17 protein-coding genes and 2 pseudogenes are annotated in these 24,745 nt (G+C 44.2%); 10 read left to right on the top strand and 9 right to left on the bottom strand.

The window, feature by feature from the left end:
* Window positions 1–615 precede the first annotated feature (615 nt).
* Both ATG66_RS06020 and ATG66_RS06015 read left to right on the top strand, forming a co-directional pair.
* On the top strand, window positions 616–2,466 hold the full coding sequence (locus ATG66_RS06020) for an ABC transporter ATP-binding protein (RefSeq protein WP_098414435.1): 1,851 nt from the start codon (window positions 616–618) through the stop codon (window positions 2,464–2,466).
* 638 nt (window positions 2,467–3,104) lie between these two features.
* Window positions 3,105–3,812: a DUF445 domain-containing protein gene (locus ATG66_RS06015; protein ID WP_098414434.1), complete on the top strand. Its 708-nt coding sequence runs from the start codon at window positions 3,105–3,107 to the stop codon at window positions 3,810–3,812.
* Between the two features lie 85 nt (window positions 3,813–3,897).
* Here the strand turns inward: ATG66_RS06015 and ATG66_RS06010 are convergent.
* The 3 genes and pseudogenes from ATG66_RS06010 to ATG66_RS05995 form a co-directional block, all read right to left on the bottom strand.
* Window positions 3,898–4,176: pseudogene (locus ATG66_RS06010) on the bottom strand (Lrp/AsnC ligand binding domain-containing protein); the annotation flags it as partial.
* Between the two features lie 314 nt (window positions 4,177–4,490).
* Window positions 4,491–4,739: a hypothetical protein gene (locus ATG66_RS06000; protein WP_098414432.1), complete on the bottom strand. Its 249-nt coding sequence runs from the start codon at window positions 4,737–4,739 to the stop codon at window positions 4,491–4,493.
* A gap of 437 nt (window positions 4,740–5,176) precedes the next feature.
* Complete coding sequence (locus ATG66_RS05995; protein WP_098414431.1) at window positions 5,177–5,416, bottom strand: RNA recognition motif domain-containing protein; 240 nt, start codon at window positions 5,414–5,416, stop codon at window positions 5,177–5,179.
* A gap of 147 nt (window positions 5,417–5,563) precedes the next feature.
* On the opposite strand from ATG66_RS05995, the pseudogene ATG66_RS21020 reads away from it, so the two are divergent.
* Window positions 5,564–5,700: pseudogene (locus tag ATG66_RS21020) on the top strand (GNAT family N-acetyltransferase); the annotation flags it as partial.
* 63 nt (window positions 5,701–5,763) lie between these two features.
* Here ATG66_RS21020 and putP read toward each other — a convergent pair.
* The 4 genes from putP to ATG66_RS05975 all read right to left on the bottom strand — a co-directional run bounded on the left by putP (window position 5,764) and on the right by ATG66_RS05975 (window position 12,432).
* Entirely contained in the window at window positions 5,764–7,257 is a 1,494-nt protein-coding gene (gene putP, locus ATG66_RS05990; RefSeq protein ID WP_098414430.1) for a sodium/proline symporter PutP, read from the bottom strand.
* 127 nt (window positions 7,258–7,384) lie between these two features.
* Complete coding sequence (locus ATG66_RS05985; protein WP_098414429.1) at window positions 7,385–8,092, bottom strand: 1-pyrroline-5-carboxylate dehydrogenase; 708 nt, start codon at window positions 8,090–8,092, stop codon at window positions 7,385–7,387.
* Between the two features lie 11 nt (window positions 8,093–8,103).
* Entirely contained in the window at window positions 8,104–11,235 is a 3,132-nt protein-coding gene (putA, locus tag ATG66_RS05980) for a bifunctional proline dehydrogenase/L-glutamate gamma-semialdehyde dehydrogenase PutA (RefSeq protein ID WP_098414428.1), read from the bottom strand.
* A gap of 384 nt (window positions 11,236–11,619) precedes the next feature.
* Window positions 11,620–12,432, bottom strand: coding sequence for an AraC family transcriptional regulator (locus ATG66_RS05975; RefSeq protein WP_098414427.1), 813 nt, complete (start codon window positions 12,430–12,432; stop codon window positions 11,620–11,622).
* A 935-nt stretch (window positions 12,433–13,367) separates the two neighbouring features.
* Here ATG66_RS05975 and ATG66_RS05970 point away from each other — a divergent pair.
* Window positions 13,368–14,087: a helix-turn-helix transcriptional regulator gene (locus ATG66_RS05970; RefSeq protein ID WP_179885600.1), complete on the top strand. Its 720-nt coding sequence runs from the start codon at window positions 13,368–13,370 to the stop codon at window positions 14,085–14,087.
* A 75-nt stretch (window positions 14,088–14,162) separates the two neighbouring features.
* Here ATG66_RS05970 and gltS read toward each other — a convergent pair whose 3' ends face one another.
* Window positions 14,163–15,398, bottom strand: a complete 1,236-nt coding sequence (gene gltS, locus ATG66_RS05965; RefSeq protein ID WP_098414425.1) for a sodium/glutamate symporter — start codon at window positions 15,396–15,398, stop codon at window positions 14,163–14,165.
* A 716-nt stretch (window positions 15,399–16,114) separates the two neighbouring features.
* Between gltS and ATG66_RS05955 the strand changes: the two genes are divergently transcribed.
* Window positions 16,115–16,501, top strand: coding sequence for a thiol-disulfide oxidoreductase DCC family protein (locus tag ATG66_RS05955; RefSeq protein WP_098414424.1), 387 nt, complete (start codon window positions 16,115–16,117; stop codon window positions 16,499–16,501).
* Between the two features lie 117 nt (window positions 16,502–16,618).
* Here ATG66_RS05955 and pdxH read toward each other — a convergent pair whose 3' ends face one another.
* Complete coding sequence (gene pdxH / locus ATG66_RS05950; protein ID WP_098414423.1) at window positions 16,619–17,254, bottom strand: pyridoxamine 5'-phosphate oxidase; 636 nt, start codon at window positions 17,252–17,254, stop codon at window positions 16,619–16,621.
* A 143-nt stretch (window positions 17,255–17,397) separates the two neighbouring features.
* On the opposite strand from pdxH, the gene ATG66_RS05945 reads away from it, so the two are divergent.
* The 5 genes from ATG66_RS05945 (at window position 17,398) to ATG66_RS05925 (ending at window position 24,730) form a co-directional block, all read left to right on the top strand.
* Window positions 17,398–19,251, top strand: a complete 1,854-nt coding sequence (locus ATG66_RS05945; protein ID WP_098414422.1) for a sensor histidine kinase — start codon at window positions 17,398–17,400, stop codon at window positions 19,249–19,251.
* The gene (locus ATG66_RS05940) at window positions 19,244–20,470 is read left to right on the top strand and encodes a sigma-54-dependent transcriptional regulator (protein WP_098414421.1); all 1,227 of its coding nucleotides are present in this window, start codon (window positions 19,244–19,246) and stop codon (window positions 20,468–20,470) included. The genes ATG66_RS05945 and ATG66_RS05940 overlap by 8 nt, the downstream gene beginning before the upstream one ends.
* Window positions 20,471–20,621: 151 nt before the next feature.
* A complete protein-coding gene (locus tag ATG66_RS05935; RefSeq protein ID WP_098414420.1) occupies window positions 20,622–22,013 on the top strand; it encodes an HlyD family type I secretion periplasmic adaptor subunit in 1,392 nt (463 codons plus the stop codon).
* A gap of 114 nt (window positions 22,014–22,127) precedes the next feature.
* Entirely contained in the window at window positions 22,128–22,811 is a 684-nt protein-coding gene (locus tag ATG66_RS05930) for a transglutaminase-like cysteine peptidase (RefSeq protein WP_098414419.1), read from the top strand.
* 5 nt (window positions 22,812–22,816) lie between these two features.
* Complete coding sequence (locus ATG66_RS05925; protein ID WP_098414418.1) at window positions 22,817–24,730, top strand: bifunctional diguanylate cyclase/phosphodiesterase; 1,914 nt, start codon at window positions 22,817–22,819, stop codon at window positions 24,728–24,730.
* The last annotated feature ends 15 nt before the right edge of the window (window positions 24,731–24,745 follow it).

Here is a 24,745-nt window from a genome sequence, read left to right as displayed (position 1 = left end):
GCGCCAGATGTAAAGCGTTAAAGCGCCGAGTTATGTAACGACTTATGAAGTTTAAATTATATTACCGCTTTACAGCTTGGTATAAACACGTCTCTGAGCATACAGCGCACCGAGCCACCGCCAATGGATTCTATGGTAGAAGTATCGTACGCCGATGGTGATATCGCCATCACGTCGCCATCATTCACGGTTTCCAGTTAAAGAATATTGCCGCAGAGTTGGGGCACTGAGTCGAGTAATAACATCAATACATCCCTTCTCACTAGATGTGAACCTACTGTAAATTCATTGTTACCTTCAGTTGTGCTATTTTCACTGCCATTATTTGATTGAGTCCGATTTTTTCGTGTTACCTTGCGGGTTTAAGGTGTGGTGTGTTGCCATGAAAATTAGAAAAAATTCGCATACTTATCAGGCCAATAGACAATAGCGTCCATAACCAACTAGTTACATTTCCCCCTCAATCGGTTAGACTCGTTTTTTCGCCTCCTCTCATAAACTTGTTTGCTTTTCATCTAGCAGACAATAACACTCTTACACGCTCAGCTTTGTCTAAGCAGCGTTAATCGATGGATTCAGCCACCCCAAATGGCCTTTTAAACTTTAGGATAAGTTATGTTTAAACGATTTGAAGGCTTTACAGAGCCGTTCCCCAAATCTTCGCCTGACCAGCCCCCTTCAGGGATGCTCGCTTTTCTGCGTTACTATACCCGTGGCTATGAAAAACCTCTGATCATCATGTCCTTGATGGCAACGATTGTCGCGGTGGTAGAAGTGATGTTGTTTGGTGCAATGGGACAACTGGTTGACTGGCTTTCCACCAGTAACCCTGAGACTTTTTTGCAAGACAATAAAGCGGACCTGATTTTTTATGGCACTTTACTGCTCGTGGTGATGCCAATCTTGGTTATCGTATATTCTTTGCTCGTTCACCAAACACTATTGGGTAACTATCCGATGTCGATCCGCTGGCTTGCGCATCGCTATTTACTCAATCAAAGCCTGAACTTCTATCAAGATGACTTTGCAGGCCGTGTCGCGACTAAGGTCATGCAGACGTCGCTTGCAGTCCGTGAAACCGTGATGAAAACCATGGACGTCTTTGTGTACGTCACGGTTTACTTCACCAGCATGATCATTATGTTAGCGACTGCAGACTGGCGCTTAATGATTCCGATGGTCGTCTGGTTACTCGCCTATGTCGCCATTCAGATTCATTTCGTTCCTAAACTCAAAGCTATCGCCACCGACCAAGCCGATGCTCGTTCCACCATGACAGGGCGCATCGTGGATAGCTATACCAATATTCAAACGGTCAAACTCTTTTCTCATAGCCAGCGTGAAACCCAATATGCTGAACAAGGAATGAGAGGATTCTTGAATACGGTATATCGTCAAATGCGCTTGGTAACGGGTTTTGATATTGCCGTCGAGATCTCTAATTACGTTCTCGTATTTGCCGTTGCAGCGCTATCGATCTACCTGTGGCTTGATAGTGCGATCAGTGTCGGGGCGATTGCTATTGCGGTCAGCCTCGCACTACGTATCAATGGCATGTCGATGTGGATAATGTGGGAGGTTGGCGCCCTCTTTGAAAATATGGGCACCGTTGTCGATGGAATGAAGACACTCTCTAAACCGATTGATATTAAAGACAAACCGAACGCAAGGGAGTTAGTCGTCACCGAGGGTGGCATTCATTTTGACGACGTGAGTTTTCATTATGGTGAAAATAAAGAGGTAATCAGTCACCTTAATCTCAATATTAAACCAGGAGAAAAAGTGGGCCTCGTTGGCCGTTCCGGCGCGGGGAAATCGACGCTAGTAAACTTGTTGCTGCGTTTCCACGATGTCGAAGATGGCAGCATAAAAATCGATGGACAAGATATCTCCGAAGTGACGCAAGACTCTCTGCGTGCAAAGATCGGCATGGTTACCCAAGATACCTCGCTATTGCATCGCTCGATTCGCGATAACATATTGTATAGTAACCCAGACGCAACAGAAGAAGATTTACTCAAAGCCACTAAGCAAGCACACGCTCATGAGTTTATCGAAACCTTAACCGACCCATTTGGGAATGTCGGTTATGATGCTCAAGTAGGTGAGCGCGGCGTGAAGCTTTCTGGCGGTCAGCGTCAACGTATTGCCATTTCTCGGGTGCTATTAAAAGACGCACCATTGTTGGTGTTAGATGAAGCCACCTCAGCATTAGACTCGGAAGTCGAAGCCGCCATTCAAGAAAGCTTGAATGAACTGATGCAAGGTAAAACCGTTATCGCTATCGCGCATCGACTCTCGACCATCGCGCAGATGGATCGCCTGATAGTCCTAGATAAAGGCAACATTGTAGAGCAAGGAACGCATCGAGAGTTGATCGCAAATAATGGAATCTATGCTCAACTTTGGTCCCATCAAACGGGGGGATTCATTGCTGACGAGTTGGAAAATCAACAGGTTTCCTAAACGGCAGCAATCAATAACTACGGCGCTTTATGCGCCGTTTTTTGTGTATCCAAAATGACTCAGGTTGCAAACGCGACCACGAACTGAGTGTTACCTCATAAGATTATTTGACCTATAACCACATGAATATGTTCAAGTGGCGAGGATGGCTTCTCATATGTGGATCGTTCACTATGACAACGATCACACTTTGCCCTGATAGTGTATACCTATTGCATAGAATACATGTTGAGTATCAAACTGGCTTCATTTGTCATTTCACTTTTTAAGAAGCAGCTATACTTAGTGGGTTATTAGGTTAACAATAAGGTAATTAGCTTATGTGTAAATGTGGTTCAATGCAGATCATTCAAGTAAAAACAAGTTGGGCTGACAAACTCTTTGGCTATTCAGAGAGATGGAAATGCCAGCTTTGCGATAAGATTTACCGTCTCTAAAAAAATTATCTTAGTTTTACTAAGAAAAAGCAGTGGCCCGACAATAATTGTCGGGTTTTGTTCTTTTTGGCCGGTTATAAATAACGTGAATCTTTGCCAATACTCCCTACCCCTTGTTCCCTCAACCTAGCATCTCGGTGTAACTTAGGTATAGAATCATGCCTACTTATTTCTTCTTTCATTCATGAATAACTGATCACTATGAACAAAAGTTTGCTAACGAATCTCCTCGCTATCGCTTTAATGGGGGCAGGTCATCAACTACAACACGATTATCTTTGGTATGCGGGACTGTTTGCGTTTTCTGGTGCCATCACCAACTGGCTTGCAATACACATGCTGTTTGAAAAAGTGCCTGGCTTATACGGGTCTGGTGTCATTCCAGCGCGCTTTGAAGCGTTCAAACTTGCCATCAAAAACCTAATGATGGAGCAGTTTTTTACCGAAGAAAATATCGATCGTTTTTTAAATCAAGAGATGACTGGCAGCGCAAGTATTAATCTTCAACCTGTCATCGATAAAGTCGATTTCAGCCCAGCATTCGACTCTTTGGTGGAAGTAATTGAAGCCTCTCAATTTGGCGGCATGCTGACGATGTTTGGTGGCGTAGAAGCTCTGCAGCCAATGAAACAACCTTTCGTTGAAAAGATGCAAACGTCTCTAACCGAGCTTAGCCAAAGCGATGCCGTCAAAGAAGCGTTGAAAGAACAGTTTGAATCGCCAGCGATGATGGATGAAATTAAGCAAAATATTGAAGGGATTATCGATCAACGCTTGAGTGAATTAACCCCCGCATTGGTCAAAGAAATGGTGCAAAAAATGATCAAAGAACACCTTGGCTGGCTCGTTGTCTGGGGTGGTGTGTTTGGTGGTTTGATAGGTGTTATTAGCACGCTGATCAGCGCATAACCTTTGCTTGTCAAAACGATAAAAAGGAGCTTCACAGCTCCTTTTTTGATCTCAAAATAATTCGTTACTGTTGAGACTCCACACGCTAGCTTATTAACTCAGGATTCACTCCAAACTCAATTTTATGCTCTTCCATCACGACCTCACTGCACGTTTGAATGACTCCTAACAGTGTTCCAAGCTTACCCGACATGAATTCCTGATAAGCTTTTATACTCTTAACCCTAACCATAGTATCGAAGCCACCAGAAAGTGAGTAACACTCTTCAATTTCCGGCATTAATTCAATCGCTTTGGCAAACTTTCCGAAGATCGAGAAACAGGTTTGATCAAGACGCATATGGATAAATACTGGCAGAGCCAAATGGTATACGGCTCAAGGCGTGTTCGTAAAAAGCCTTTACTTATGATTTTTGCAGCCAACAAAGTAAAAGTAAGCGTCAAACAGAGGCAATGTGGTAGAGGTAAGACAATAATAAGGAAAGTGACTGAAGGGAAAGCAATATTAACGTTACAACACGCGTATAAAACCGGTTGGTATCGACCAATCGACATTCACTACGGTTTATCACGAGATCGTAAAACTTTTAGTACATAGATACGCTTTTATGAACGCCCAATGATTCTCGACGGTTCGCCCGTATCTAGCCTGCAACCATTAGCAGCATAGCGGCTCAATTAGAGTATTGCAGAGGTGTGTCTTGCAGGGTGTGGAATCACTTCACCAATCGCTCGATTATTGCAGCAACGGCAGTAGTATTGCGGTTCCATTTCATAGTAGTGCTCGCCCGATACAAATTTCGCCATCAACTGTGTAAAACTCACCACTTTACCTGCTAAAGTTTCAACGGGTTGTGACTCACAACGCTTCATGATCACCTTGTGTTGTGTTGATTTTCTACAAGTTGAGCAATATATATCCGGCATTTCTTTTCTCCCTGCTTTTTTATGAACTACTGACAATTGACATATTTTGTTCAAAATAATTCCACAATAAAAAAGCCCCTTTAACTTTTTGTGTACTATCTTCAAAAAATTGAACTAACGTCTAAACAAATTGAGACATTGGTCAGACCTCAACTTTTATTCCGTTATTATAAAAAACGTATTTATATGTGCAATATTACGACACATCACACATAGACGATGGTGGTGACTCACAACTTAACTCGGTAAGAAGTCACTCAAATCAGACGTTCACTTCACTTGATAAGTGCAATTTACAGTGTGAATTGAAGTGATAGCGACGTCTCTGATTGAAGAGCATCGCCATATACTAGTTAAACCAACATCACCGTTGGTTTTTAGTCCACTTGAGTAGTGGACGGACAGATAGCGCCTCAGTCTCAGCTGTGGAGGTAAAACTAGTCTTGCGCCACTTTCACGCGAATCTTGTTATTATGAACCGAAGACAAGTTTAGAGCCTCCAGCGCTGCTGAAGCCTCTGCTTCATCAGGCATGCTCACAAAACCAAACCCTTTCGATAGACCCGTTTCTTGATCAAGCACTAATGTACACAACTCAACCTTACCGTAGTTGGAGAACAGTGTACGGATATCTTGCTCTGTTGTCTCACGAGCTAAGTTTCTTACTAGAAATTTCATATTAAACCATTTTATGTTTATAACGCGCCAATTCTCGCAGCTTCTCTCCAGCAAACCAAGCGATTAATGTTCTTAAGATAACTAGGTGTGACTAAGTGTTTCTGTTTAAATGATTTTTAGTAATAATTATGCTCAAGGAGACCCGCTATGGAAACCAAACGCCTTAAGCTCATCCCAACTTGCTTAGAGCGAATGGAAGAAGCACATCAAGCGGTTGTTCGTAGACAAGAAATCTCGAAGTCTACCTACCTTGGCTCCCTCATGCGCTGACTTTAGAAGCGATGGAGCAGATAAAACAAAGCCCGCTGGATGAGCGGGCCTTTTTGATACGATGACGCTTGTAGTACTTAGTCTAAGTCAATCAATTTCTTCTGGTATGACTTATGCTGATCTAGCACGTCTTGTCCTGCACCACCTGTTAGCTTGCTGACTGCTATGATAGTAATCGTAGAGAAAATGATACCCGGTACGATTTCGTAAACATCAAACCAACCGCCTGTTAGCTGCTTCCATACTACGATAGTGATACCACCAACAAGAATACCGGCTAGGGCACCATTGCGGTTCATGCCACTCCAGTAAAGGCTCAGCACAACGGCTGGACCAAATGCAGCACCAAAACCTGCCCATGCGTAAGAAACAAGGCCAAGTACAGAGCTGTCTGGATTCATTGCCAAGAATAACGCCACAAAAGAAATCACGACAACACCGATACGGCCAATCATAACTATCTCTTCTGAAGACGCGCTTGGTTTGAATACTTGCTTATAGAAGTCTTCGGCAAGGGCGGAAGAAGACACAAGAAGCTGAGAGTCAGCCGTACTCATGACTGCGGCTAAAATTGCAGCAAGCAACATGCCTGCAATCACGGGATGAAAGACCGCGTTCACTAATAGCATGAAGACTTTCTCACCATCTTCTAGCTGAGTACCCGGATGACCCGTCACCCAAACCAGTCCCACTAAGCCAACCAGCATCGCGCCAACCATAGACAGTGCAGTCCAAATCACAGCGATACGGCGTGCAGTCGTGAGGTCTTTGTTTGAACGAGTCGCTTTAAATCGCGCTAAGATATGTGGCTGACCAAAATAGCCCAGCCCCCATGCAGCTAAAGAGATAATCGCAATGGCCGATAGCGGTTCACCTTTTACGTCATTCCATAGCGTTGCAAGCTCTGGGTTGATGTCACGTAGATCAGAAGTTAGCTGCCCTAGTCCACCGTCCATAACCGTAACAGGAACAATCATTAGTGCCGCTGCCATCAACAGACCTTGTACTAAGTCAGTCCAAGATACCGCGAGGAAACCACCGAATAGCGTGTAAGAAACCACACATACTGTACCGATGATTACCGCATAGGTGTAATCTAGACCGAATACCGTCTCAAACAGTTTGCCCCCTGCAACCAAACCTGAGCTGGTGTAGAAAAGGAAAAATAAAAGAATGAAAAACGCAGAGATTGTCTGGATCAGTTTCGATTTATCATTGAATCGACGTGACAGAAACTCTGGCAACGTTAACGAATCAGTTTGGATACTATAAGTACGCAAACGTTTAGCACTGATCAACCAGTTTGCCCATGTACCAAGAAGCAGGCCACCAGCGAGCCAAAAAGCTTCGATACCCGCAGCATATGCATAACCCGGTAAACCCAATAGCAACCAACCACTCATGTCTGATGCACCTGCAGATAATGCCGCTGGCCACGGACCTAGGCTACGGCCACCTAGGAAGTAATCAGATGAATTGGAAGTCCTCTTATACGCGTAAACGCCAATAGCAACCATAATCAGTAAATACGCCACAAAAGTGGACGTGATAGCAAAGCTATTTTCTATCATTAGATAGTCCTCGTTATAATAATTTCCTTCCTTGCCTGCTCTAATATTTTACCGGCTCAGTAATACATCAAAGTAAGAGACACCCATCAGGATCAGCTATCAAACCAGATGGATATCACAAGTCAGGTTAGTGAGTGTCGTTCCCCAACTCGAGTAGAGTCGCGTTACCACCCACCGCGGTAATATTTATCGTTCTAGTGCACTCGGTAATGAAGCGCAACGAAAGATGAGGATCGTGAGCCAATGTCAATGACTCTAAATCCGTTTCAGAAACTAAGCCGACGATCGCGCCATCGCGCTTAGCCAGTTGAAGATTGAGCGCATGCTCAACCTGTGAATACCCAACATAACCCACACTACGTACGTCACTCTCAAGCAACGGAGCAGACGCATCGTACGCAACCACTTGGACTAAGTTAGATGGGAAGTTTATCGACGATACAGCGTGCTTAACCAATTGGTTTAGCTTTGCATTGTCACTGCACACAATCACACTGTTACCTGCAATCAGGGCACAGGTGATCATTGCAAATGCACTGTATAATGCGTTTTCCGTGGGTTCGATGTTGTTTTCACAAATCACCAAAGCCACACCACGGCCTGCGGTATACAGTTCGTTAGTTTCACCCGTAGGGCCCACTAATTGGTGAGTTTCTGCAAGAAGAGCCGACGCTTGCTGCAAGTGATACGAAACCACTTTAGCAACAGCAGATTGTTGCGCTTCTAGTGCAGATTTAAATGCCAGCATATGCTCGCATTTGTAATCAAAATCGGTCAGATTCCACTGCTCCCACGCAGAAAATGCATCTTTAAAATAGGTGATCTGATGAACCATAATACGACTCCTTATGCGTTCTCTGCTTGAGCAAGAAGATGCTGAGTAAAACGGAACAGGTAGTGTGGACCACCCGCTTTCGGACCTGTACCTGACAAGCCTTGCCCACCAAATGGCTGAACACCAACCACGGCACCGACTTGATCTCGGTTAATATAGCAGTTACCCACGCGAGCGTGCTTCTCAATCCAACGGTAAGTGGTTTCATTTCGGCTATGGATACCCATCGTCAAGCCAAATCCAGTTTGGTTGATTTGCGCGACTACGTTTGGTAACTCAGCAGCTTTAAAGCGAACAATGTGTAAGATAGGACCAAATTGCTCTTCTTTTAGTACATGAATACCTGATATTTCAAACGCACTTGGCGAAACAAAATCGCCATGCTGGCATAGTTCGTCAAGCTGTAGTTGAGCCACTTTAGTTTGTGTTTTACTCATGTGCTCTAGATGAGCAAGGAGTTTTTGTTTGGCGTTACAGTCAATAACCGGACCTACATCCGTTTGATGTAGGTAAGGCAGACCAACATGCAGCTCTTTCATCGCACCTTGAATCAGGTTGATCATTCGATCTGCGACATCTTCTTGCACAAACAAAACACGCAGAGCAGAACAGCGCTGACCTGCCGAAGCAAACGCTGAGCGAATCACATCACGCACAACCTGCTCTGGCAGTGCCGTACTGTCCACGATCATCGCGTTTTGACCACCCGTTTCCGCAATAAACGGAACCGGTTTAGCCGTGCGCTGCGCTAACGTGACATTAATCCGCTGTGCAGTCGCAGTAGATCCAGTAAACGCCACACCTGCAATCGCATCATGAGAAGTCAGTGCATGACCAATTTCCCCACCGCGACCTGTGATCAGTTGAATAGCACCGGCAGGGAAACCGGCCTCAAGTATCAACTCAATAGCACGAGCGGCAATTAAGCTGGTTTGCTCCGCGGGTTTTGCAACAACAGTGTTACCGGCAATCAGCGCTGCGGTCACCTGACCAAGGAAGATCGCAAGCGGGAAGTTCCAAGGACTGATACACACAAACACACCCAGACCTTCACGGCTCGAAATACGTTTCACGCCATCGAAGCCTTCCAGCTCAAATGGTTGCAGATTTTGTGCTTGTTTCGCGTAGTAACGACAGAAATCGACCGCTTCGCGGACTTCATCAATACCATCGTGAATCGTCTTACCTGCTTCTTTATGGCAAATTGCCACCAGTTCAGCGAGGTTTTCTTCCATCAAGTCCGCAAGCTTTTCTAAGCATGTTGCTTTTTGCTCAACGCTAACCCCTTTCCAATCAGGGAAAGCGGCTTGCGCTGCTTCAATGGCTGCGGAAACATGATCAAGAGTAGCAAACGCCACTTGACCCACTTCTATTCGACGATCGTATGGTGCGGTGATGATCTCTGCTGCGTTCGCCTTGATCATGCTTTCGGCAAAACGTTCACCATTGATCATCGGGCCTGCAACCCACTGATTGTCCATGAAGCTTTCTACCTGCGCGTCAAATGGCTTCGCTTCACTGTCGATGTCAATATTGACGCCATATGAGTTCTTACGTTCAGGGAAAATATCCGCCGGTAATGGGATTTTGTCGTTGTGTAGCGTGTCAAAACTCGTTAACACATCAACAGGGTGATGCGTCAACTCGTAAATCGGACAACGCGCATCAACCAATCGATGTACAAACGAGCTGTTGGCGCCATTTTCAAGCAGACGACGAACTAAATAAGGAAGAAGATCAGCATGGCTACCGACAGGAGCGTAAATACGTACTGGCTGACCATACATTTCCATAACATGGTTATACAGTGAATCTCCCATACCATGTAGACGTTGGAACTCATACTCCTTATGTTCTGCCATAACAGCAATCGCGGTCACTGTGTGAGCGTTATGGCTCGCAAACTGCGGATAGATATTGCCACGCACGCCTTCGCTCAATAGGAAGCGAGCACACGCTAGGAACGCGACGTCCGTCCCTTCTTTACGAGTGTAAACTGGGTAGTTCTCGTACCCCGCTTGTTGAGACCACTTAATTTCGCTATCCCAGTAGGCACCTTTCACTAAACGCAGTGGAATAAGGTCGCCCTGCTCTTTTGCCAGCGCGTTTAACCATACCAGCACAGGAAGAGCGCGTTTCGAATACGCCTGAATAACCAAGCCGAACTTGCCCCAACCTTTAACGAGGTCGCTGCGGTACACTTTCTCAAATAGTTTTAAAGAAAGTTCAAGACGATCGGCTTCCTCTGCATCAATCGTAATGGCAACATCCACTTCTATCGCACGCTTTAATAGTTGCATTAACGTGTCATGCAGCTCAGTCATTACACGTTCTTCGTTTGCCACTTCGTAACGCGGGTGCAATGCTGAAAGCTTAATTGAAATTGAAGGCGCTGGGCTGGTGTCGTTGCCGTAAGTCTCTCGGCCCACGGCTTCGATGGCCATTAGATAATCTTTGAAGTACTTGTTCGCGTCAGCGGTTGTTAGCGCCGCCTCACCTAACATATCAAATGAGTAGGTGAAGCCTTTATCGCGCATTGGGCGACCATTCTTTTGCGCTTCTTCAATCGTACGGCCACGAACAAACTGGTGACCCATGATCTTCATTGCCTGATACATGGCTTTACGAATCACAGGTTCAGAAAATTTATTAACCAGACGGTTTACAGCCTGACTTGGGCTCTGGGTGCCTTGCTCACCAAGTCCAACCACTTTACCTGTCAGCATTAATCCCCATGTTGATGCGTTAACAAACACTGAATCAGAACTTTTCAGATGAGATTTCCAGTCTGCAACGCTCAACTTATCTTTAATCAAAGAATCTGCCGTCGCGGCATCAGGGATACGCATTAATGCTTCTGCCAGACACATCAGTAAGATACCTTCTTGAGTATCTAAGCTGTATTCCAGCAGTAAAGCATCAATCATCTGGATTGACTTCTTATCGGCACGAATGGCTTCGATAAGCTGGGTTGTTTGGGTAGTGATCGCCGACTTTTCATCCTCTGTCGGCGTCGCTAGTGGCAATAGTTGCTCTAGCCATTGAGACTCGTCCACCATATATAATGGCGAGATCAGTGACCACAATTTATCAAGCGGCTGCCCGATAAATTCCGGTGTCAACACGTGCGTAGCTGTAAACATGTGTGTTCCTCAATCTCACTCCTCGAAAACCGCTTCGAGGATTATCAATGGCTGGAGTGTATTTTGAGGCCGATAAGAATACTTGTCAAAAACTACGGTATTTTTGCCAAAAACTCGCTTTTATAACAAAACATCCACAAAGTCACGTTCAAATGGACAATATTTTGTGTTGGATATTTTAATATTTTCATTTCATTCACAACAAAATGTTAGGAATATCAATAAGATTTTTTGTCAGTTCACAGCTAAGGGAAGATAAATTAGGGATAAAGTCGAGATGGACACGCAACGTGAAGTAAAAATAAACAAAGTGAGAGATATATCACGTGAATTACAAGCAACAAAACCATACAAAGCAGAAGGTTTATTCAATTCATGGCTTTGTTAACCAATTTGTTTCTTATATTTAGATGGTGATATACCTTGTAGGCGAGTAAAAGTGTGAGTGAAAGTGCTTTGACTCGAAAAACCGGTAAACTCAGCAATTTGTCCCAAGGATAAGTGCCCTTGCTCGATAAGTTCACGGGCCATGTCAATACGCTTACCCAGTACATACTGATGTGGCGTAATACCCATTTGTTCCTTAAATAAGCTGTGAAACTGACTTTCTCCGAGGAAAACTCGCCCCGCCAATTGAGCAACGCTGATCTTATGGCTAAGTCGCTGTTCGATATAACGATCAATCACTTCTAGATCAAAACGTGATTCTTTTCGACTGGTTTCAAATACCGAGATATGGCGTTGCATCAGAGCAATGACCGTATCGTTGCAAGCGCGGCTCAATAACAGATCATCCGGATGATTTCGCATTTCCTGTACCAACATCTGTATCAGTTTTTGAATTTGACCATCAAGTTGAAAATACACATGCTTTCTCTCCAAACTATTGATTTTATGGAGCATTTCAGGGTCATCATTGGCCGGCTTTGGCATGTTAAGTACCAAAATATCCGACTGGTTAATCACTCCACCGAAAGCATGATCAGAGCACGCTGTCACCACGCAACCTTGGCCTGGGCCGACGAGATTACCACGTCCACGCACTTCAAATTCAGCTTGCCCTTTTAACCCAATCACGATCTGGGTGTAAGCATGATCATGGCAATCCATATAAGATGGAAGCGTGATCAACTCTGCAGGTTTAGGCAGCATGAACTCCTTATATGGCAAAGCTTTGGGGTTATCTGAATCACTCATTTTGAACAGTCGTCTTTACACGGTCAGCTTACATCTTGGCATCATATACCTTCTCTGTTGGGTTGCAAATTCTCCCGAGCTAATCGCATAAGATCAAGTCAATATGATCAAGCCATCTGACATGATCATAGCTCCGGAACGATGATCATGCGAGGTTAACTTACGGTCAATGAACAACCAACTTTACTAACAAAAACGGGTAGATAGAAAATACCTTGTCCTGATATAACGCATTTATATCAACGTCGAACAAGCCATTATTCGAGACAACAATGACATTCAAAACACATCATGATCACGTTGTTACGAAAAATGGTCGCTTAGATATAAACGTAGAGGGATTTCCCTCCTTACTTATATGCTTCAGATTTTATATATTGATCGAGAGATCAAGGTTCATACGAACCCTGACATCTCGGTATCTTATTGATACCTCTAACTTACTTGGCAGGTCTGCTCGGTAATTTAGAACCTCTTCTGCATGTCGACAAGATTATATCTTGTGTTGCCAGCCCGTCTTCAGGCTGGCTTTTTTTTATTTAAAAATAAAATCAATAGCATAAGCTGATACTATCGCTGTCGTTTTGCAGTACCTCTCATATTATTTCGGCGCTATGTTTGTCACTGAGTGATTGCTGTAGATGTAAACCAAATTACAATTCAGTTGTAGAAAGCATGATCAAGGACGATACGAGTTGCAGCCAGACATTAGTGAGTGCACATAACTGTAATGAAACAGACAATACTCCCTCTTAAGTTCCTAGTATGAGATGGTTTTTTGCCAAATATGGCTACCTAAAAACTCTGATTAGCTTGAGCTTTTTGGGATTGAATACCAATTAGCAAAACGTGTTTAACCTTCATGCTAAACGAAACAATGCCGTTAAACACTGACTGCTCTGAATTGGTGTAAGCAGTATGTAGTGAGTCCTTTTGTGAATATTTCAGTTGATACCATAGAACAGTCACTTCTTAAACAACTACCTGGTTGTTGGGGGTGCAAAGATAAAAACTCGGTATTCCAGTACGTTAATCAAAAATACGCAGAGCTATTGGGGCACGCCTCTCCTGAAGAATGCATCGGTAAAACGGATTTTGAGATGATGAGTCCGACCACTGAATGTGCGCAAGAATTTCAACGTCAGGATAAACATGTTCTAACAACGGGAGAGTCCCTTAAAATCCTTGATATCCACCCTTATCCAGATGGTCGTTGGCGCGCACATATCTTTACAAAAACCCCGTGGCGAGATGACAACGGTAAAATGATGGGCACCATTTTCTATGGACGAGAACTGACCGACACCGCCGTGATAGAAGTTGGTTATTGGGTTTGCCGCGCAATCAGCAACAACCCTAATCAAGAATCTATCTTCCGCTTTTCAAACTTACAGCCCAAACCAGAAAAGTTAACGTGTCGCGAGCAAGAAACGCTTTTTCTTCTGCTGTACGGTAAAAAACCACAATTCATCTCCATGGTGATGGGGATCTCAACCAAAACCGTCGAAGGCCATGTTGCGCGCTTGCGCAATAAATTTGAAGCGAACAGTAAAAACGAGCTAGTCGATAAAGCGATGGAAGCTGGGTATGGTTCTGTGGTGCCAAAAACGCTGCTAAAACATCAGCTCTCTGTGGTTTTGAATGGAGAGCGTTAGTTACAACAGTGATGAGATGAGATAAAAAAACGGTCACAACACAACTGTTGTGACCGTTTTTCCATTTTGCTCAGCTCAACCGATGAAAGAGATATAGCCCTGCAGGACAATTAAGTTAACAATGTCGATAAAGAAAGCACCAACAATTGGGACTACCATAAATGCCTGTGGCGACGGACCAAATCGGTTCACTATCGAGCCCATGTTCATGACAGCCGTTGGCGTCGCCCCTAAACCAAAACCACAATGACCACCAGCAATAACCGCAGCGTCATAGTTACTTCCCATCACCTTAAACGTAACGTAGTAGGTGAAGATAGCCAAAACCACTGACTGCACAGCCAAAATGACCAAGAACGGAATTGCCAAATCAAAGATATTCCATAGCTTTAAGCTCATTAATGCCATCGCTAAGAACAGTGATAAGGATACCGTACCAAGCATATCGATGGTTTCTGTATCCAGTTTGCGAAGTTTCGTCACTTCTAAGACGTTAGTAATGATCACACCAATGAATAGCGCATAAACGAAATCCGGAATCATCAACCATGAGATTTCATATGTGCTTACCCATTGCTCTACATATTTCGCGCCCGTCACACAAATCAAAAGGAAGAAGAGTTTCTCAACCACTTTTTTAGCGGTGACTTTATCCTCTTCATACTCGTTGTAGGTGACTAACTCAGGGAATTTCTCGTGAGTTTTCGCATCACGACCACCACGACCATATTCCGATTCAATCCGATTTTTTTCCACTAGGCGTTGCACGACTGGACTACCGATGATGCCACCAATAATCAAACCAAAAGTAGCTGCCGCCATAGCAATTTCCAAAACATTATCCAATCCATATACGTCTTGGAATGTTTGTGCCCATGCCGCCCCAGTGCCATGCCCACCAGATAGAGTAATCGAACCGGCGACTAACCCCATCAAAGGATCTAAACCGAGCGCTGTCGCAAGGGATACGCCAATACCGTTTTGGATGATGATATAGACCGATGCGATAGCTAAGAAGATGAAAACCTTCGCACCTCCTTTCATCAACTGAGTGTAGTTTGCGGCTAAACCAACTGTCGCAAAAAACATTAACATAAATGTATTTTGTAACGGCAAGTCGAACTCCAAGTCGATGCCGTTGAAATGAAGAGCAGTAATCATGCAGGCCACAATAAGGCCACCTACAATTGGCTCAGGTATGTTGAATTTCTTTAAAATCGGTAGCTTAGCATTAATAAAATGCCCCAGAAAAAGCACACTGATGGCCACCAAGAAGGACTCCAGTGCACCTACAGATATTAAATGATTCATATCGCCTCTTATTATTGTTCTCTTCATCCTCCATAATGATCGAGTGTTAGTTTAACCTTCGTTCGCTAGCAAATTTTCTCGCTTTCATTTTCGAAAATACTCAAGAGGTGTTGGAAGTGCGCCTTAGGCTAGTTCAAGGGCGCTCCTTAAGCGACGTATCTGTGTTCGCTGTTAGGCTAGCCCTTAAATGTGAAAGGAGCCTATCAAGCTCCTTAATACCCTTAGCAGTAACAAAAATTGTCAAGTTAATGCGCTGGGCTGTTGTGAGTATGTTCTGGTGACACTTTCTGAGCCACTATGGGCTCCCTTACTAAAACAGAATGTGTCGATTGCTATATCGAACAAAGTTCCTTCCCGTTATAACCTTTAAACGCCGAGATCGCGCTCAAACAATTGGGTTTGCTTGTTCCTGTCGTAGTTTTTCAACTCTGGTTCATGGTGAGGTATACGAACCGAATCCAAGGAAATTCTCAAGCTGCAACAAAAGTTTTCGTCACAACGGAGCCGGATTATAACATATCACTGATAATTTTCTTCATTTCAGTGGCATTCGCTTTTCTCACCGCAAAACACCAACGCTATTAACTAGCTTAAGGAGAAAACACAGATTAAAAAAAACAATGCCTCATATTAAGTGCACATGATGCAAAGTAATGAACTAAAAGAAAAATCTTCACGTACAAACAGCAAGTCACATTACAACCAAGAGCGGATCCATGACCAAACTCACCATATTTTTCGACGGTACTTGTCCACTGTGCGCCAAAGAGATGAACGCATTGACACAGCGAGATACGAATCATGACATTAAAATTATTGATATCTACAGCGAAGCGTTTTCTGCCTACCCACAAATTGATGCTGAAAAAGCAAATACGATTTTGCATGGGTTAGATGACAATAACGAGCTAATACTCGGTCTTGATGTGACATATCGAGCGTGGCAGTTGGTAGGAAGAGGATGGCTGTATGCGCCACTGCGTTGGTCGCTGGTCAAACCAATCGCCGATTGGGTTTATCTGCGCTTTGCTAACAATAGGTATCGAGTCTCATACTGGCTTACAGGCACTTCTCGATGTGACTCAGGTCGCTGCTCTCGTTAACAGTGGTCTTGATTAAAGAAAGCAGAGCCGTTAGGTGACTCCGCTTTGAAGAAGATAACCACCCGCTCAATTTACGTGACTAGGTTGGGTGCAGCTTCGTTTGTAGAGTCGACACACTTATGGTGCGAGGCGGTCAACATCCCAATGTCCATCGTGTTGAGAAAAGAGGAAGCGGTCGTGCAGACGATGCGCACCACCTTGCCAAAATTCAATGCTCTGTGGTTTTACGCGAAAACCGCCCCAGAACGTTGGGACAGGAATCTCCCCTTTTTCAAACTTCTGTTTTAGCTCAAGGAACTTCCCTTCCAATATGCCTCGTGCTGAAATTCGGCTACTTTGCTTACTCGCCATTGCTGCTAACTGGCTCTCTTTCGGGCGAGAAGTGAAATATTTCATGTTCTCTACCGCCGTGAGCTTTTCAGCCACACCCGTAATGTGAACCTGACGTTCGAGCGGGTGCCAAGGAAAATGCAAGCTAATGTTACTGTTATGTTCCAGCTGTTGTGCCTTGCGACTGCCTAAGTTGGTATAAAATACGAAGCCATTGTTATCCACGTTTTTTAATAACACAATGCGCTGAAACGGCATGCCATTTTCATCTACCGTGGCAACTGTCATTGCTGTCGGATCGGTTAAACCCGCTTCAACCGCTTGCGCTAACCATAGATTGAATTGGTCAATCGGATCAGATTTTAAATCTTTACGACGCAGCCCACCTTTGGTGTACTCACGACGAATATCAGCAAGTTCCATCTTTATTCCTTTACTCTTTTTTTCGATTGTGCTCCCGATAATGAGGAAATACAAGGACATCCTTATGTCTTGTTATCGCGGCGGCTCACAGCATTACAGAGTATGATTTGATATCATGACGCTAAAAAATCAATGAGCTAATCGTGAACTTACTTAATCCTAAAGCCCTACGTCATTTTCTACTGCTTTTATTTGCTATTGGCATTACAGGGCTTGCTCTTACCCACCATTACGCAACGCAATACCAACACGATCAGTGGCAACAAAAACTTGAGAGGCAAGCCGCTCAAGTATCACAAGAAGTCGATTACGAACTGGCCAAATTTGAGCAAATCCCCAACCTCTTAAGTCACGATCCAAGATTACTCAAAGCAGTAGAGCGTGGCGCGCGAACCAATGAGCTGAACCTCTTACTGTCAGATTGGTTAAAACAAAGCTTGGCGGATACGATTTACGTCCATGACCGCACAGGGTTAGTTATCGCCTCTAGCAACTTTCAGCAAACGGATACGTTTGTGGGTTCTAGTTTTAGCTATCGTCCCTACTTTAAAAATGCGCGACGCGGCGAATCTGCTCAGTACGTGGGATTAGGCGTTCGTTCGAACAAACGCGGTTACTTTTTTTCTTCACCGCTCTGGGTAAATGAAGAGGTAGCTGGCGTGATCACCGTCAAAGTGAATTTGGAACAATTAGAACAACGTCTTTCTCAAACCACGACGGACATACTGATCACCGATCAGCACAATATCGTTTTTATGAGTAATCTACCTGATTGGCGTTATCGTGCACTGTTCCCACTATCACCCGCCGCCATCAACGAACTCACTGAAACTCGACAATACGGCGACATCTTACCCAAGTATTACGGCGAGCTGACCGCGCAGAGCAATGCTTATGAGTTTGCGGATAACCAACTGCTTCTATCACCAGACTACCTTGCTTACGCTACTCACCTGCTGGATAAAGGCTTTCGCGTTGTCGCGCTAATCAATCACGACACGGTGCTTGCTGCGGTACTGCAAGCCGATGCCGTTTATCTGATTTTATACGCTCTCATCGCACTCATTGCACTGGCATGGTTTCAAACGCTGGTAAACAAAGCACGCTTAGCAAACCTAAATGTGAGCTTAGAGGAAATAGTCGTGCAGCGAACGCTGGTATTAAGTGAAGCCAACCACAAGCTGCAACAAACGGTTCGTCAATATGAACAAAGCCAACAAGAGCTGAAACAAACGCAACAAGAACTCACCCAAGCGGCGAAGTTAGCCTTATTGGGCGAGCTCTCCGCCAGTATTAACCACGAGATTAATCAGCCTCTTGCTGCGTTAAGAACGTACACCGAAAACTCACAACGATTATTAGCAATGGAACGCTACTCTATGGTTGCAGAAAACTTGGGGAAAATGTTGACGCTCAATGACACCATTTCAGAAGTGATCGCACGATTAAAAATATTCACTCGAAAAACCTCTCATCACAACCGACATAATGAAGTGTCGTTGCTTCACGACGCCGTGCACAATGCCACCAGCATTTTGAGCAACAAACTCATTAAGCAGGGGGTAACATTAAAAGTCCCAACGATTGATTACGATGTAAAACTGGCGATTCACAACGTCGAGTTAGAGCAAGTGCTCATCAATCTCTTCCATAATGCGGCACAAGCAATGGAAGGCTACTGTATCGACCCGCAAATCTCCATTGCCATTCAATGTCACCACGCCAGTTGCGACATTCTGATCTCTGATAATGGACCAGGCATGTCAGACGACGCACTCGCCAAAGTGTTTGATCCTTTCTTTACCACCAAACCGGAAGGCTTAGGATTAGGGTTGACCATTTCAAAACGTATTTTAGAAAGCTATCACGGCTCACTCAGTGCGCATAATCACCAGAGTACCGAATCACAACAAGCAGGTGGCATGACGTTCATCGTGACGGTACCTATCGAAAACCAGTATAACCTTACCCAAGAAACGGAAAACAACCATGAATAATCCCGTATTCTTTGTTGATGATGAACCACATATTCGTGATGCCGTCTCTCAAGCATTGCTTATCGAAGGGATAGACGTCATCAGTTTGCCGAATGCGGTCGAAGCCTTACGCCTTATCGACCCAAACACGCCAGCGATTATCATCACCGACATCCACATGCCAGTGATGGATGGCTTGGAATTCATGCGGACATTGCTCAGCAAAAACGGGCACTTTCAATTTATCGTGCTGACAGGGCACGGTGATGTCAAAACCGCAGTCGATGCAATGAAAGGTGGCGCGTATGACTTTCTCGAAAAACCTTTTTCAACAGAGAAATTAATGAAATCGCTCAATAACGCGAGTGATAAACTGGATCTCTTACAAGAGAATATTTGGTTAAAGAAAGAGCTAGATATGCAAACGCATGTGGGTCCTAAAATGATTGGCCACAGTAAAATCATGGTGAACATTCGCCGTGCTTTGATCAGCGCTCCAACGAATCAACCACTCATATTTGTTGGTCAAGATGGAACAGGGCGTCGGCTGGCTGCACAATTTGCCCACGATATACATGCAACACCTGACAGCGAATTAGTCGCGGTATCTGGTGAAGACTTAGATGAACTCTCATTAGAAGCGCTCGACAAAGCCATACATCGTTTAACCGAAAGAAAAAGCCATTGCAGCTTATACTTACATAGCGCTGAATCGATATCACTTGAACAATGGCAGTGCTTGTTTAACCATCCCAACATCGAACGCGTATTTGGTGCCACCACCCACATTGGCCCAGCTCTAACGTCGCTGGCAACGCTGATTCATTTACCCACCCTCGATGAACGAAAAGAAGACATTGGACCGCTATACAAACACTTTGTGCGCCACACGGCGAGTCGCTACCAACTTCAACCTCCGCACATCAGCTTAGAAGAAGTCAAACACCTAACAACCTTAGAATGGCCAGAAAATATTAAACAGTTACGCCAATTTGCCGAACTGCGAGCACTTAAACCGGATACCTTTCGAATGGAAGACTGGAGCAGTGAAAAAAGTATTGAGATTCAGAGTATGACTCAACGCACAGAATACTTTGAATATTGTCTTTTATTTGATGCACTGCAACGACATAGAGGCAGACTCAAAGAGGTTCAACTAGAATTACAGGTATCACGTAAGACCTTGTACGACAAACTAAAAAAACATCAGTTGGATAAAGCTAAGTTCAAGGCACAATAACCATGCTCCACAACCACTTTTTCTCAAACTCAAAAAGCGACTGACGTTATGCGAGACAGAAATACCTCGTCTTACATTGGCATTCGCCGAGCATGATCGGTAGATAATACGCTCAAAAAGGTAATCCGTTTTTATACAATCAGGAACAGTGATGAACCGAGATAACTACAGCAAACTCAGCAATGATGAGTTGGATTTTGTCGATGACAAAACGGCCGCATTGCTACTCAACACCCCCAACAGCGCACGATTGATGCTTTGGGTGATGGTGTTGTTTTTTGTTGCGGCTATTGGCTGGGCTTCTTGGGCAGAAATAGACCAAGTCACGGTAGGTCAAGGTAAGGTCATTCCTTCTTCACAAATCCAAGTGGTGCAAAACTTAGAAGGCGGCTTGATTAAAGAAATCCTAGTAAGAGAAGGTCAATTGGTCGAAAAAGGCCAGCAACTCATTCTCATTGATGACACACGCTTTCGCTCCGACTTCCGTGAACGTGAACAACAAGTGGCCAACTTAACCGCATCAGTGTTACAACTTTCCGCTTCCATCACTAGCGTGCAAGTCAATCGTGATTTTGAAACGAAAGACTGGCGACAAAGTGTGATTCTGGATTACGGCAAACTGACCTTTCCACCTATCTTAGAAGAAAATCGGCCCAAACTGACTCAGCGTCAAAAAGCAGAATACCGCGAAGATTTAGATAACTTACGTAATCAACTCTCGGTCATTGATCAACAAGTACAACAAAAGCAACAAGATTTGGTCGAAATTGAAGCGAGAGTACGCAACTTACGTCAGAGTTATCAATATGCGAAGAAAGAGCTAGATATCACCCAACCACTCGCTGATGAAGGCGTGGTTCCTCGTATCGAACTGCTCAAATTGCAACGCCAAGTGAATGACACTCGCCGTGAAATGATCTCCAGCGAACTCAAACGCCCCGTATTAAAATCAGCGATCAGAGAATCGATGCTGAATCGTATTGATGTCGCGTTAAAGTTTCGTTCAGAACAACAAGAAAAGCTCAACAACGCTCAAGATCAGCTCTCCGCCTTAGTAGAATCTGCGGTTGGATTAGAAGACAAAGTAAATCGGACCGTTGTCAATTCACCAGTTACTGGCAAAATCAAAACATTGAATATCAATACCGTGGGGGGAGTGATTCAGCCAGGTATGGATATCGTCGAAATTGTACCGACTGAAGACTCTTTATTGGTAGAAGCAAAAATTGCACCAAAAGACATCGCTTTTTTACGTCCAGACTTGCATGTTATCGTGAAATTTACGGCTTACGACTTTACGAAATACGGCGGTTTAGAAGGCGAGCTGGAACACATCAGTGCCGATACCACTCAAGATGAAGAGGGTAACAGTTTCTATATCGTACGGGTTCGTACTAATAAAACCAACTTTGGACAAGGTGCAGATTTACCCATCATTCCCGGAATGACGGCATCGGTCGATATCATCACAGGAAAACGAACCGTTTTGGAATATCTGCTTAAACCAATTTTAAGTGCCAAAACCAACGCTTTGAAGGAGTAAATAACACCAAGGCACTCATAATGGGCAAAAGAGGATGATAAGTAATTAAATAAAAAGCACTTATTTCTCACGAATGCTTCCATTAGAAGAGTACACTTGTGATGTGAGTCGATTATGCGATCCAATTTGAAGCGTAAAGTTACATTATTAATCAGTTTAAGTTGTTTTTCGTTCCAACTTGGCGCATTGAACACCGAAGAACAACAATGGGTTGAGGCAGTCACCACTGTGTATGGCGAACGCGCCGGATTGCGCATAAACACATGGCGAGAAAACCTCGACCTTTTTAAAACATTAGAGACTCATGAACAGCTCGCTGGCGTTAACGATTTTTTTAACCAACTGTATTTCGTTGACGACATTAAGATGTGGGGCAAGACAGATTATTGGGCGACGCCACTCGAGTTTTTAGGAAGTAATGGCGGAGATTGTGAAGATTTCACCATCGCTAAGTACTTCTCGTTGCTCGAGCTAGGAATACCAGATTCAAAAATGCGCTTAATTTACGTTAAAGCCATCCAATTGAATCAATTTCATATGGTACTCGCCTACTACCCTACCTTAAGTTCCGAGCCGTTCATTCTCGACAATATCAATCCTGATATTGTCCGAGCCTCTAAGCGTAGCGATTTGCTACCGATATACAGTTTTAATGGTACCAACCTGTGGTTGATGAAGTCTTCTGCTGGCACTGGAGAGCTAGCAGGGAAAGCATCAAGGTTGAGCCTTTGGAATGACTTACGCTCGCGCGAACGTAAGTTACAGTTAAATAAACCTAAAATTAACTATAACGAGTGAGAAACATGACCCTATATAAGAAACTTGTAGTGGGAATGGTGACGGTCTTTATACTCTTGTTGACATCAGTATTCGTAATCCAATTCAATACGACTCGAGACAGCTTAGAGCAACAGCAACGTTCAGAGGTCAACAACACCATCAACACCGTAGGTCTGGCATTGGCTCCTTACCTAAAAGACAAAGACAAGGTAGCCGTCGAGTCGGTGATCAACGCGTTGTTTGACGGTAGCACCTACTCGGTCGTTCGTCTCACCGCATTGGATTCAGATTACCAGATTGTGCGTACTTACCCTGTAAAACCAACCGCGGTGCCAGAGTGGTTTATCAACATGAACCTTTTCAAAGCAATTCACGATAAACGCGTGGTGACCAGTGGTTGGATGCAACTGGCAGAAGTGGAAATCATCAGCCACCCTGGTGCCGCGTATGAACAGCTTTGGCAAGGCTTTGTTGGCTTGTTATCAGCATTCGCTATTATCTTCCTAGCGGGTTTAGCGGCCATTTCTTACATTTTGCGTCGTTCACTAAAACCATTGACCGCGATCGTAAATAAGATGCATCAAATTACTAATAATCAGTTTGGTGAGCCATTAACTCGTCCTAAAACCAAAGATCTCATCGCCGTTGTGGATGGCATCAACATGATGTCTGCTCAGATTGAATTGTCATTTAGAGAACAAGCGAAAGAAGCACAACGTCTTCGAGCTCAGGCTTATCTCGATCCTATTTCCAAACTGGGTAATCGCTCGTTCTACATTAACCAGATTGATCAATGGTTGGCAGAAAAAACACAAGGGGGGATCGCGCTTCTCCACGCTGAGTACATCGGTGATATTTACGAGACGAAAGATTACCAACGTGCTGATGCCCACGTAAAAGAGTTATCTCTACGCCTTAAAAACACCATCGATGTACCAGGGGCAACCATCGCTCGCCTATCTATTGATGAATTCGGCTTACTTTTTCCGCACATGGATGAAAGCGAATTGCGCATTATCGCCGACAGTATTATGAACTGTGTTAATGGTTTAAATACCGATCCTACTGGTCTGACAAACCCCAAAGCCGCCTTGGGTGTTGCGCACAGCAAAGACCACATAACACGTTCAGAAGTCCTATCAATGGTGGATAACGCATTGTCTAAAGCCAAAGCTCAGCCAGATAAGGCTTACGGCTTTATTGGCAGTGAAACGCCGTCTAACTTGATGGGTAAACAGCAGTGGAAAGCACTGGTTGAAGAAGCCATTCACAGTGGCTGGGTTAAATTTCGTTTCCAAGCAGCAAAGAATACTTGGGGCAAAGTATTCCATAACGAAGTCTTCTCTAGCATAGAGAAAGAGGGAGAACCATTTCACGCTAACCAATACCTGTTTGCACTAGAACAGTTAGACGCGACCAACATCTTCGACCAATACGTTATTGAATCGATGATTAGGATGCTAGAAAGCGGAGAACTTACTGACCCAGTGGCCATCAATATTGCGCAAAGCAGTTTATCTCAACCTTCGTTCATTCGTTGGACCACCAACATATTGGAAAAACACCCCAAAGCCGCGTCTAAATTACACTTTGAAATTCCAGAAGAGTGTTTCATCGAACAACCTCACCATGCGGCGCTATTGTGTAATGCCATTCGTCAATCAGGAGCAGAGTTCGGTGTTGATAACTACGGTCGTCACTTCCAGTCTTTGGAATATATCCAAGAGTTCCGCCCAAACTATGTGAAGCTCGATTATCTATTCACTCACAATTTGCACGACGAAAAACAGAAGTTCACGCTAACGTCGATCTCGCGTACTGCCCACAATCTAGGTATTACGACGATTGCTTCGCGTATTGAAACTCAAATCCAGTTGGACTTCCTCACCGAACATTTCGTAGAGGTATTCCAAGGATTCATCGTCGACAAGGAATAAAAAGGTTTATCAACG

It is taken from the genome of Vibrio sp. ES.051, from assembly GCF_002563795.1.
Taxonomy (GTDB): domain Bacteria; phylum Pseudomonadota; class Gammaproteobacteria; order Enterobacterales; family Vibrionaceae; genus Vibrio.
Note: the sequence above shows the minus strand (reverse complement) of the source record. Positions and strands in the feature narration are given on the sequence as shown.

Coding starts and splice junctions, on each gene's coding strand:
- ATG66_RS06020 (WP_098414435.1), top strand. CDS start 616: ATGTTTAAACGATTTGAAGGCTTTACAGAGCCGTTCCCCAAATCTTCG.
- ATG66_RS06015 (WP_098414434.1), top strand. CDS start 3,105: ATGAACAAAAGTTTGCTAACGAATCTCCTCGCTATCGCTTTAATGGGG.
- ATG66_RS06000 (WP_098414432.1), bottom strand. CDS start 4,739: ATGCCGGATATATATTGCTCAACTTGTAGAAAATCAACACAACACAAG.
- ATG66_RS05995 (WP_098414431.1), bottom strand. CDS start 5,416: ATGAAATTTCTAGTAAGAAACTTAGCTCGTGAGACAACAGAGCAAGAT.
- putP (WP_098414430.1), bottom strand. CDS start 7,257: ATGATAGAAAATAGCTTTGCTATCACGTCCACTTTTGTGGCGTATTTA.
- ATG66_RS05985 (WP_098414429.1), bottom strand. CDS start 8,092: ATGGTTCATCAGATCACCTATTTTAAAGATGCATTTTCTGCGTGGGAG.
- putA (WP_098414428.1), bottom strand. CDS start 11,235: ATGTTTACAGCTACGCACGTGTTGACACCGGAATTTATCGGGCAGCCG.
- ATG66_RS05975 (WP_098414427.1), bottom strand. CDS start 12,432: ATGAGTGATTCAGATAACCCCAAAGCTTTGCCATATAAGGAGTTCATG.
- gltS (WP_098414425.1), bottom strand. CDS start 15,398: ATGAATCATTTAATATCTGTAGGTGCACTGGAGTCCTTCTTGGTGGCC.
- ATG66_RS05955 (WP_098414424.1), top strand. CDS start 16,115: ATGACCAAACTCACCATATTTTTCGACGGTACTTGTCCACTGTGCGCC.
- pdxH (WP_098414423.1), bottom strand. CDS start 17,254: ATGGAACTTGCTGATATTCGTCGTGAGTACACCAAAGGTGGGCTGCGT.
- ATG66_RS05940 (WP_098414421.1), top strand. CDS start 19,244: ATGAATAATCCCGTATTCTTTGTTGATGATGAACCACATATTCGTGAT.
- ATG66_RS05935 (WP_098414420.1), top strand. CDS start 20,622: ATGAACCGAGATAACTACAGCAAACTCAGCAATGATGAGTTGGATTTT.
- ATG66_RS05930 (WP_098414419.1), top strand. CDS start 22,128: ATGCGATCCAATTTGAAGCGTAAAGTTACATTATTAATCAGTTTAAGT.
- ATG66_RS05925 (WP_098414418.1), top strand. CDS start 22,817: ATGACCCTATATAAGAAACTTGTAGTGGGAATGGTGACGGTCTTTATA.